Origin of the sequence: uncultured Sulfitobacter sp., from assembly GCF_947500075.1 — a bacterium.
In the GTDB taxonomy this organism is placed as follows: domain Bacteria; phylum Pseudomonadota; class Alphaproteobacteria; order Rhodobacterales; family Rhodobacteraceae; genus Sulfitobacter.
In genome coordinates, this window is record NZ_CANMQS010000018.1 from 1 (window position 1) to 10,218 (window position 10,218).

Genomic DNA, 10,218 nt, shown 5'->3' on the forward strand with positions numbered 1-10,218 from the left:
GTACCTAAGCCCTATCACATTCGAGGAGCGAGCTATGAAAGCTTAAGTTGCCGTCTACGAAACCAGCAGCAGGCCACAGGCCGCTAAGGCGTCATATGTCTGGAGCGGCAATCTGGTTGTGTGTGAGGCGATCACCGTGGAGACTGCATATGCGTCGCTGAACATGGAGGCATACCTCAACCAGATCGGTCACGGGATTTGGGGACAGTCCGATTAAGCTTCACACCTTTAGTCTATTCTGAGCGGCCTCACGGTTCATATTATAAAAGCGATCTTGATTTCTGCACCATTCGTGCATGAAATTTTCAACATCCTTGCGCTGATTGGGGTCAGAAAGCCTGGGTTCGTCGCAAACGACATAGTATTCTAAGCCTTGTGCCCCCCATTTCTTCGCAACCTCAGTAATTTCACTATTGCCGTTTTGCGAGCGTGTCACTTCGCTTGGCTTTGTGTGCGTACCAAGCCTGTGTTTTTCAGCCCAGGCCAGATGGCTCTTGTTTCTGGATTTCATATCTGCTGCATGGCCGACCCGGATATAATTCGTAGGTCTGTGTATCTCGGCGTAGACGCCAGGTGCATTCGGCATCTCATTCACGGCCCCGGCCCCCTCGGGGAAGCTTATGTTCAAGGAATAATCGCGGAACTTCAGGGGCGCAGTCATGATTTCACAATCCTCGTTACGGTTTCGGCAGTGGCGGTTTTTAGTATCAATACTTTTGTAGCCAAATTGTGGCCAACCACTGAAACACAATACGGACCTCCTGATCAATTGATGCTCATGGTTTGAAGTTGGCATCTGAGTACTTTGCTCTGAAATGGCCTTGCTGTGAGACGGAGCACATCCATCAACCTCTTGAACTGAACCTTTTTTGATCGACATTCTCCGTTGCCCGATCCAGTCGCACCGTAGTCAAGTGCCGCTCCGCAGTCTCGTCTGTCGCAATTGCGTCGAGCAACTGGATCGGGTCACTCTTCAAGTTTTCACCTCCGGAACACAGCGCTAGGCCCTGCAAATTGTTGCCCCCCTATCACAGGAAAATATGATCCTCCGTTTCCGGAACGATGTCCGGTAGATCATGCCCATCAGCCAGATAGTCGTTCCACAGGACTTCAATACTGTCGTCAACCAGGGCACCGAATGGCAGACGGGTGTGCTCCTTGAGTATGGTCAGTCGTTGCCGAGTGATGTTTGAAACAGCCCGGACTGATAGCTTGGATTGGTGTTTGTTCATGGTGCGAACCTCCTGATTGTATTTACCCGGATTCACGTTTTCACTCCAACGCACCTATATACCCCTGTTGTCGGACGAACGTCGGACATCGCTGGGCCCATTGGGGTCCAGCAATGACAATCTGGGAAAGAGTGACGGAACGTGCAGGAGCAGCCGGAAAAGGTTTTCAAGTTCGATGTTTCCACCGGGTCTACAATGATCCCGGTGAACGTTGTGCGAACCCTAGAATACAACATCATGAATATGCGGGTGGGCGCACACAGCATCGGATCAGCGAAGTGGTTTAAAGCTCTTTTCAAGGCGCTCAAAAAACTTGGCTACAGCGAACTGGACGACATCAAGTGGAAAAACGGGAAACCGGAATTCCTCCGGGACCAGGGGAATATGCTACGGGAACTCTGGTACAAGAGTGGCAAGGGCAACCCGAAGCGTAGACGCCGTGGCGAAGGCCCGAAGTTTTCAAGACGCATTAGGAAGGCAATCGCTCTGTTGCGCGATTGTCCAATCGATAGGGTATCATTTGTTACCGTGGTGGCAGGGTTTGCCCGGTCCAAAGAAGAAGCTCTCCAAATGGTCAGAGATGAAGGGGTCAGGCTGGAAAGATACATCCGTAACCGCTTTGATCGCGCAGTCTTTGTAATGTTCCCGGAAGTCGATGTGGTGATGGCTGGCAAGATACCATTTTACCTTATGCCACAGAAGGGTTGGAAGGATGATATCGATGATGCCATGCAGATATACAAAGTGCATTTCCATGGAGTGATGCATGTTCCCGCAATGGGCCCCAAAAAAGTTGAACATGGTTTTCGGTACACCAAGACTAACCGCAAAACGAAACGCTACAGTGGTATCCAGCAGGTTCGATCATTACCGATGTACTCCGAACTGGGACAGAGCAGTGCCGTCCCGGATGTCCTCGGCGTTGCCGGGTATGCCAACAAGAACCATTTCCGGCCACCTGTGTTGCTCAGAATGCTTGAGGGCTTTGCTGATTGGCTTTGGTTGACTCACAAGATTTATCAGGACCAAAGCCTCGTGATCACTGGTGGTACAACTGATGGTGTTTGGGAATACTGTTCGTATTGCGAAGTCCACTACAGACCCGAGGACTCATGCGATTGTGCACCAGTCGTGGTTCCGATTGATTTCTATGGATTCGATGAGTCAGAACCGGAGCCGGTCAATCCTAGTTCACTCACGGAATCGCAGCCTGATGATCAGCCAGGTACATCTAACATTACTCTAAACTCGGGGTCGCCGTTTCCCTTACTTTCTTGGGCAAAACGAGTGAAAAAAAATATTTCGACGGTGTTCAGTCTGGCGTGGAATTCCATGAAGTCTGGGTTTCGTTCTGTATTTGGTTTGCGACCACCATGAACTGATCTGATGCCCAACAAGTGCGTCCAGCATAGATTATTCAGCGCCTCAAGTCTGCTGAACCCTTCGGTGTGTCTGTGATGTTGCCGCCAAAAATGTTGATGTAAATACTTGCTTGAAAGCGCGCAATCTATGCGGGAATAGTGGTGATCAACCACTATTCGAAAGGCACATATTTGGAAACGGTTCGTGAGTACAAGAACTGCGTGGTCCACCTCATCGAGCGTACTCAGGTGGTTGATGGAATACGGCAGATCCACTTCGATTGGAAAGCTGTTCACTACGGCAAAGAAATTGGCGGCGATCACGAACTGGATAAAGCAACGGCATATGCCGCTGCATGTGCAGCCTGTGACGTCCATCTGTCTCAACCGTATCGCTTCCCGGTCAACTTCGTGGGTTATTATGATGCAGTTGCTGGTGATGTGGTCACACAGGAAGGCGAATATCTGGGCCGCTGGGAGATCGATGAAAACGATCACCCATCATTTTTTCCGGATGGTGAAGATGAGCCGATGTTCTTCGAGATGAACTTGGGTAACCTGGCTCGGAAAGTCTCCGATTGGTACGAAGACGGTGACTGATCAATCCAATGTACCATGAGACTATAGCTGCCAAATACTGGCCACAATGATCTGGTTAAATTCTGCGGAGACAGAATTTTGGTGATGATTCATGGACAACATCGATTGGGATGACCGCGCATTTTATGACGATGGTGAATGGGTAACCTGGACCGAAATCGACGAATAGCTTCGATTCAAAGAATGGGGAGCGAAGTACCCCGACGCGATACGGTCGATGATCCCATATTTTGAAAACCTGATCTCCTTGGCAGAGAGTTATCATTACGAGACCGGCCTGCATCTGGCTGTTTACGGCGATGTCGGTGAACTTTTTGGTGCAATCACCTATGGTATCAAACTGAACAAAACCTATGCCCAGGGATCGGATGGACGACTTGGAAACGACCACATTGAGGTCAAGACGATAACCCCCTTTAAGAACAAAGATGAGGTCCTGGTGGACACCAATGGCAACTTCAACAAGCTTCTGGTGGTAAAGATCAATGAGGCATTTCAAGTTTCAGGAAGAATGATCGACCGCAAAGAGTTGCCCAAGCGTTCAGGAAGGTACCTGCGTGTCAAATGGGCCGATCTGCCTGCTCCGACACAATAAGCGTTTATCAGAACGTACCCAGGCATCCTGATGAGGGCTGTCGGGTGTACTGAACCAGTATTCATAAAACCCACTGGGAAATGCGTATCATCGGTTACTGATTTCTATCGATTTTTCGTTCCTGCCATTTGTGTTCACAAAACAGATGGTTCGTGAACACCCGGAAGAATTGCGATGTCTACATGAGCGTAGTTTTTACCCCAGAGTTTAATCCCCAAGCTCGTCGGATGCAGAGCACTTACCCACTACCACACTCACCGAGTGGTTCCTGGCAACCATCGATACAGCGTTGGCACCGACACACCCACAGCCGCAGCGGCGTCCTTGACCGCCGTGCCTTTGGCCAGCAACTCTCGCACTGCGTTGAGCTTATCTTCCGTCATCTGACGGGGACGACCACCGACCCTTCCCTTTGCTCTGGCCGCGTTCAGCCCAGTTTGGGTTCGTTCCCGGATCAAGTCACGTTCAAATTCAGCGATTGCGGCCACAACATGAAATAACAGGCGACCACCAGGTGTATTGGTATCGATGGCTTCGGTGACGCTATGGAACCCGATATCCTTTGCCTTGAGGTGGTCCATGACCTCGATCAGATGAGGCAAGCTTCGTGCAACCCGGTCAAGCTTGTACACCACCAGTGTATCATCTGAGTTGGGACGGAGGTAACCCATCACCTCGGCCAACACTGGCCGATCTCTCTTTGCCCCCGATGCAGTTTCGGTGAAAATCTTCTCGCACCCTGCCGCCTTCAATGCGGCAATCTGGCCGTCGTAGGTTTGTGTGTCCGTGCTGATCCGTGCATATCCTACCTTCATCGATCCTCCTTCTCGAAACTCATGATGTCGATACCAGGAACACCGATTCGTTTCGATATGGGGTATTGATAATATTTGAGTGTGGTTTATTGAGGCAACACAATCATTCAAGAAAGGTGGTATCGAGAACTCGAAAATGACCGTTATCAATAACAATGGTGAAGTGCCGTCAAAAATCACATTTTCACGTAGAAGTTGATCGAGGACCTGATATGGTGGAGTCCAACCTACCAACCACAAATTATGGACTATAAAGTTGACCGAGGAAGAGCGTCGAAATTATTTCCCCGGATCATGGAAACTTCACAGCGATGATATCAGAGTAGTAAGAAAAATTCGCCTTGATGCCTCTCGACTACGTAGAAGGGTAACGCAAAAGCCAATTGGCCAGACATCTCGACCAGCAGGCAAAGCCGACAAGGGGCGTCGCAGACAAATGTCCAACCGCCAAGCCCGAAGGAGCCACGCGAAAAAGTTGGCTCGTAATTATATTCGAAAAGCCAGAGGGCCACGGCAACTCACACGTGAAGAAGCGTCTTTGGAGTTCAAGTATCGGCAATCAAATCTCCTGGAACACATGGTTTCGAACCGGGAGGCGAAATACTCTGAATCTCCCCTGAACCGCAAAAAGAAGGGACATGTCGCCGTCGAACTCAGAGACCTTTCGTTTACCCACAATCCTCGTCAGACCATGAATAAACTCGGTGATCTGGCTGATCGGGAGTGTGACTCTTTTGGCATCAACATCGATTTCCATGATGATTTTTGCCTAGATGTCGGCCCTTACTTACTTCTGTCGGTGATGAAGAAACAGATGACTCCTCTGTTTTTGGGTGGCGAGATTTCGAAACCCATGAGCAAGGTTTTGCACGCATTGGAACTTGACCAGGAAATGGGTATCGAGGTTCCACTCGCCGAAGATCGGCATGAAGACGTTTTTCCATTTCCAGTTCATAGACGGCGAATGTCTGGGACATCAGAATCTGAAACTCGCTTCATCGATCAGCAGTCACACGAGAAGGTTGCAGCAAACTTAAACGAAGCAATTGACCATTGGCTGCGCGTCACAACCGATCAGCGATTGAACTTACGAGGGCGAAGAATAGTCCTCAGGCTGGTCACGGAGACATTGGACAATGCCGAGAGACACGGTGACATGCAACGCAATGAAAATGACGGGGACTGGATCGTGGCAGGTTTCATGGCAAGGAGGGAGAATGACGATCATGAGTACTATCGATGTCATCTCGCATTCTTGAGCACGGGCACCACGATAGAGGAAACGATATTGACTGCACCTGAGCCTATTGCGACCAAAATGGAGGAATATGTCCACAGGCACAGAGGTTCGGTTGGATCACGCCAGCAGTCTCCCAAGCATCTGCGGACGGTTTTTGCCATGCAAGATGGCGTCACACGATCTGCAACAGCGTCCGAAGAAAAACGAAATGGCACCGGCTTTCAGGATATCCTAGAGTTTTACTCAGATTTGGCAGGGTCCGACGCTGCGATGTCCGATGCATCCATGGCTGTTGTCTCAGGCACAACTTGTGTTCTGTGCAATTCCGCTTATATGCATGGGGTAAGAATGTCGGGTGAAGACTCAGAGCGTGAGTTGTGGTTTAATGAGACCAATGAGCAGTCATCCCCTCCAGACGCCGGGAACGTTGTTGAACTGGACCGGTGCCTTAAGGGGACGTTAATCACAATGGCGTTTACTCTCGACCTCGATTACCTGGAGAGGACTGTTGACCGTGCAAATTGATCTTTCTGAACTGGTTGGTGACGACGGAGTCGTTCTCGCTGGTATGGAACGTGGTACTGCGGCTAGGAACCTGTTTGTGCTGGATTCCTTGGATTCGGGGGCCGATGATGTTGTAATTACGGCTCCTGAAAACCTTGAGGCAATATCTCCATCGTTCGTACAGGGTTTCCTAGCTGGATCACTAAGGCATCTGGGTGAAGATGGACTCCGGTCCAAGTATCGCTTCGAACTGAACGAGCTTCTCCTTGAGGATATCGCCGGAGGCATCAAGCGTCTGCTAATGAAGCGTAAAATTGCGGGCCTTGACTAAAGTTGAGTGATCCAAGCAGCGGAAGTATATGGTCGAATCCAAGCCTTTACATTTCAATAGCTGCATTGGCTATATCAGCGATTCAAGCCATCCGGTCAATTCGGAACGACGCACGGAACAGGCGACGCATCGAATTCATCGAGTTCATTGCAGGTGAGTTTGCCAAGATTGATGCGGTGTTCGATGCGCTGGAAACAAAACTCCGGAAGGCTTCGAAGCAACCGGCCATTGACAGCAGCGACATCTTGGAAGTCGCGGTTCCCGCCTTGCGCGTTTCAAGCAGAGCAATGACCGACGTTTCAACTATGCCCGCAGTGTTGCAAGACTTGCTTCCGGAATCCGGCGTTGACGAGTTGGATGAAATATTGGCGATGGCGGACGAAGGCGTCTTCGATGGGCCAAGCCGGAGTCTCCATATTAACACCGCATTAAACATTGTTACCCGGGTGGCGGCAAAATGCGCGACCACAAAACGTGTTGTTCAATCTACACATCTTAACAAGTAATGCGTCAAAAATTGATACAACAGGGCGTTACTTCGATGCAAAATCGAAGCTGATCTATTTTGCTTGTGATCTATGTCATTGATTTTAAATAATCATTCTCTTCCGAAGGTTTGATAAAGACTTCGGTTCCAGTGTCTGTCACATCACGGGTGAAACAGAAAAGCTGTGTATGTGAAAACGCTGTCACAGTACGGGTTGGGCACATTTAATGCCTAGGTTAGTGCCGTTTGGGTGTTGAGCCTAGCTTGAAATATTCCAATGCATTGACAATAAACACTTTTGCCAATACTTCTTTGAAATAATAATTGGATTGGCAAAAATGAGTGACATCATTCAGTTAGACGGCGATAGTATCCGTGATACCGTGGATGCCAGAGACCGTTATGAGCTTCTTCGCCGTGCCCAAGCTGATGCAAAGCACAGCTACGGTGGCTCGATGAAGTTTGAGCTTCGTGGAGATGCTGAATATCTCATCCGCCGTCCATACTCCAGTTCCACAAGGAAATCATTCGGTCGCCGCAGTCCAGAAACAGAGGCTAAGCTGGACGCATTCCTGACAGGCAAAGCCCGAGTTGAGGAGCAGATAAACAGTCTCCGGACCCAACTGGAAGATCGGGCACCTGTACTGCGAGCCCGAGGACTGGGACGTGTTCCGCTCTTGACGGCTCGTGTCATCCGTAAACTGGATGATCTTGGCTGGCTTGGAACCTCTTTGATCGTGCTCGGCACAAACGCATTGTTTGCTTACGAAGCAAAGGCGGCGGTCCGTATCGAGTCCGGCCTGTTGGCGACGGGTGATGTTGATGTTCTTTTCGATGCGCGGCGACGCCTGGTGATGTCAGGAGATACCAATGAGCGTGGATTGATCGGGGCACTTCAAAAAGTGGATCGATCATTTCAAAAGGCAGGAGGGCGGACCTATACCGCTGCCAACAGGGATGGCTACATGGTCGATCTGATCGAACCTCAGGATCATGGGAGGATCATGAGAGAGGGGCAGGCCCGGTTGTCAGATGATCCGGACGACTTGGTTGCGACGACTACGGACAGCAGCCGCTGGCTCTTGAACGCCCCAAAATTCGAGGCCATCGCATTTGATGAACGTGGCCTGCCAGTCCGCATCGTGACGCTTGATCCACGGGTCTTCGCTTTACAAAAACAATGGATCGTCGAGAATGATCCAACCCGTGATCCTGCCAAACGTGTTCGGGACGAGAAACAAGCCGAGGTGGTGGCCCGCATCGCAACCCACCACCTCGGCATGAAGTTTGATGATACAGTTTTGAGTGGACTACCACGGTCATTCCGTGATCTGGCCGATAAGTTGACGGCTGGCGGTGAAGATACCTCCGTGGATTGGTGATGATCGGAATGATTTGTTTCCGACGAACGTTCCTGATATTGTTTAGATAGCGGTTCAACAGATTGCTTGACCCGGCCAGGACCGGTGGGACAGCTTCGTTACATCTAATGTAATTCTACCGCGTTTAAGCATGTCCCACTTTCACCTAAGTCTTTGAAATAGATGAATTGGTGAACCCCGCCCCCGGGCACCAATTTCCAAATTTGATGCTGACAGAGCGCCTAAGGCCTTGAAAGGGAACGCTATTTTCGTGGTTCTAGCACCCTCTTTTCTGCAGTATTTGATGCGGTCAATAAAGGCCAGTTTAAGCACAGTACGGCGCAGTTCGACATGACCTGTATCCCATAGTTTAAAGGGGTTTGAGAGGAATGTGAGGGCTGGTTCTAGTTTTTCTTGAAAGGTCCCTTTCGGTTGAGTCTGTCTTTGGATTTGCTCAGCCAAAATTGCTTTGCGGCGCTCCAGAGTGATGATCTCTCCCTCGTAAACAGGCACCACTGCGGCGCTTTGCGCATTCATAATGTGCCCGACCAGAGTTTCAACGCGCTTGTCCATCTCACGCAGTTTCCGTTTAGCATCTGCCTGGAGCGATTTGGCTTGCTCATGTCGCATATCCCAAACACGCTGAAACATCGCGATCGCAACAGCCTTGAGGTTTTCAGTTGGTTCAAGGGTTTTGATCAGTTCTCCCACATCGCCTTCAATAGTATCACGCTTGATGGACTTCCCGTAGGCTTCGCACCCTTTGGTTTGGCACAAATAGTATGCGTAGAGCCCACCGTTGCCCTTTGTGAACGAGGACCTGAACGGTGCGTCACAGCATGCACATGCTGCGATGCCGCGTAAAACGAATTCGTTGCCAAGGTTTTTGCGCCTCGGAGCGTAGGCTTTGCCTTCTCGGCGGGCCTGAACTCTCTCTAACGTTTCGAGCGAGATAAGTGGTTCGTGCTGAGCTTTACTCCAGCTGATCCCGTAGTGCTCCGAACAGATGTGACCTGTGTAAAGAGGGTGCGTGAGCATATCGACGACACGTTGTTGGGTGATTTTTCCTGTTCGTTTGCTACGGGGAAACTCCGGGATCGTCCCGAGGAACCGTGTCACCTCAGCGACGGTTCTGAACCGGCCGTTCGCGTAACCCTCGAAAGCTTCTTTCACGACCTCGTCGAGTGGCGCATCGGGAAACAGAACTTTCCCACGCCCTTTGATCTCAACGTACTTGTAGCCTACGGGTGCGTTATGCACCCAATAGCCATTTTGCATCCGCGCTTCCATCTTTTGGGCGGTCTGCCGTCCATTCTGCTTACGCTCTAGCTGACCTTGAGCCGCGACGATGGTTTCAAAGAATTCGCCTTCGGGTGTGTCGTCAAAGCGGAAGTTTAGGCATTTGATAGACGCTCCGCGATCCCGCAGGGTTTCCCGCAGATCGATGTGGTAGCGGGTAGAACGGGCGAAGCGCTTGGGGTCATCAAAGATTATTGTGAAATCTTCGTCTGGCTGTGCATCGAGATAGGCCAGCAACGCGGCAAGTCCTGGTCGTTTCTTGAAATCGCCCCCGCCTGAGATCGTATCCGGAAAAACCATTTCAACTGAATAGCCGTTTGGCCTGCTGCTGGTTTCGTAGACGGCAACTTAAGCTTTCATAGCTCGCTCCTCGAATGTGATAGGGCTTAGGTA

At 50.3% G+C, this 10,218-nt stretch carries 11 protein-coding genes and 1 pseudogene; 7 read left to right on the top strand and 5 right to left on the bottom strand.

Annotated elements, in window-relative coordinates:
* Window positions 1-220 precede the first annotated feature (220 nt).
* A complete protein-coding gene (locus Q1A91_RS23525; protein WP_299883322.1) occupies window positions 221-880 on the bottom strand; it encodes a hypothetical protein in 660 nt (219 codons plus the stop codon).
* A 148-nt stretch (window positions 881-1,028) separates the two neighbouring features.
* The gene (locus Q1A91_RS23530; protein ID WP_299855368.1) at window positions 1,029-1,232 is read right to left on the bottom strand and encodes a hypothetical protein; all 204 of its coding nucleotides are present in this window, start codon (window positions 1,230-1,232) and stop codon (window positions 1,029-1,031) included.
* 141 nt (window positions 1,233-1,373) lie between these two features.
* Between Q1A91_RS23530 and Q1A91_RS23535 the strand changes: the two genes are divergently transcribed.
* From Q1A91_RS23535 to Q1A91_RS23545, 3 genes are all read left to right on the top strand, one after another.
* The gene (locus Q1A91_RS23535) at window positions 1,374-2,609 is read left to right on the top strand and encodes a hypothetical protein (RefSeq protein WP_299883325.1); all 1,236 of its coding nucleotides are present in this window, start codon (window positions 1,374-1,376) and stop codon (window positions 2,607-2,609) included.
* A gap of 146 nt (window positions 2,610-2,755) precedes the next feature.
* Entirely contained in the window at window positions 2,756-3,193 is a 438-nt protein-coding gene (locus tag Q1A91_RS23540; protein WP_299883327.1) for a hypothetical protein, read from the top strand.
* Window positions 3,194-3,440: 247 nt separating this feature from the next.
* Window positions 3,441-3,788: a hypothetical protein gene (locus tag Q1A91_RS23545; protein WP_299883330.1), complete on the top strand. Its 348-nt coding sequence runs from the start codon at window positions 3,441-3,443 to the stop codon at window positions 3,786-3,788.
* A gap of 254 nt (window positions 3,789-4,042) precedes the next feature.
* On the opposite strand, the gene Q1A91_RS23550 is transcribed toward Q1A91_RS23545, so the two are convergent.
* Entirely contained in the window at window positions 4,043-4,603 is a 561-nt protein-coding gene (locus Q1A91_RS23550) for a recombinase family protein (RefSeq protein ID WP_299883335.1), read from the bottom strand.
* Window positions 4,604-4,859: 256 nt separating this feature from the next.
* Here Q1A91_RS23550 and Q1A91_RS23555 point away from each other — a divergent pair, with 256 nt between their 5' ends.
* The 4 genes from Q1A91_RS23555 (at window position 4,860) to Q1A91_RS23570 (ending at window position 8,547) form a co-directional block, all read left to right on the top strand.
* A complete protein-coding gene (locus Q1A91_RS23555; RefSeq protein ID WP_299883338.1) occupies window positions 4,860-6,368 on the top strand; it encodes a hypothetical protein in 1,509 nt (502 codons plus the stop codon).
* Window positions 6,352-6,678: a hypothetical protein gene (locus tag Q1A91_RS23560; protein ID WP_299883341.1), complete on the top strand. Its 327-nt coding sequence runs from the start codon at window positions 6,352-6,354 to the stop codon at window positions 6,676-6,678. Before Q1A91_RS23555 ends, Q1A91_RS23560 begins: the two co-directional genes overlap by 17 nt.
* Window positions 6,679-6,680: 2 nt before the next feature.
* Window positions 6,681-7,184, top strand: a complete 504-nt coding sequence (locus tag Q1A91_RS23565) for a hypothetical protein (protein ID WP_299883344.1) — start codon at window positions 6,681-6,683, stop codon at window positions 7,182-7,184.
* Between the two features lie 319 nt (window positions 7,185-7,503).
* Window positions 7,504-8,547: a nucleotidyltransferase domain-containing protein gene (locus Q1A91_RS23570; RefSeq protein WP_299883347.1), complete on the top strand. Its 1,044-nt coding sequence runs from the start codon at window positions 7,504-7,506 to the stop codon at window positions 8,545-8,547.
* Between the two features lie 141 nt (window positions 8,548-8,688).
* Here Q1A91_RS23570 and Q1A91_RS23575 read toward each other — a convergent pair whose 3' ends face one another.
* Both Q1A91_RS23575 and Q1A91_RS23580 read right to left on the bottom strand, forming a co-directional pair.
* Entirely contained in the window at window positions 8,689-9,816 is a 1,128-nt protein-coding gene (locus Q1A91_RS23575; protein ID WP_367278712.1) for a recombinase family protein, read from the bottom strand.
* Window positions 9,802-10,131: pseudogene (locus Q1A91_RS23580) on the bottom strand (recombinase family protein); the annotation flags it as partial. The gene Q1A91_RS23575 and the pseudogene Q1A91_RS23580, both read right to left, overlap by 15 nt.
* Window positions 10,132-10,218: the final 87 nt, after the last annotated feature.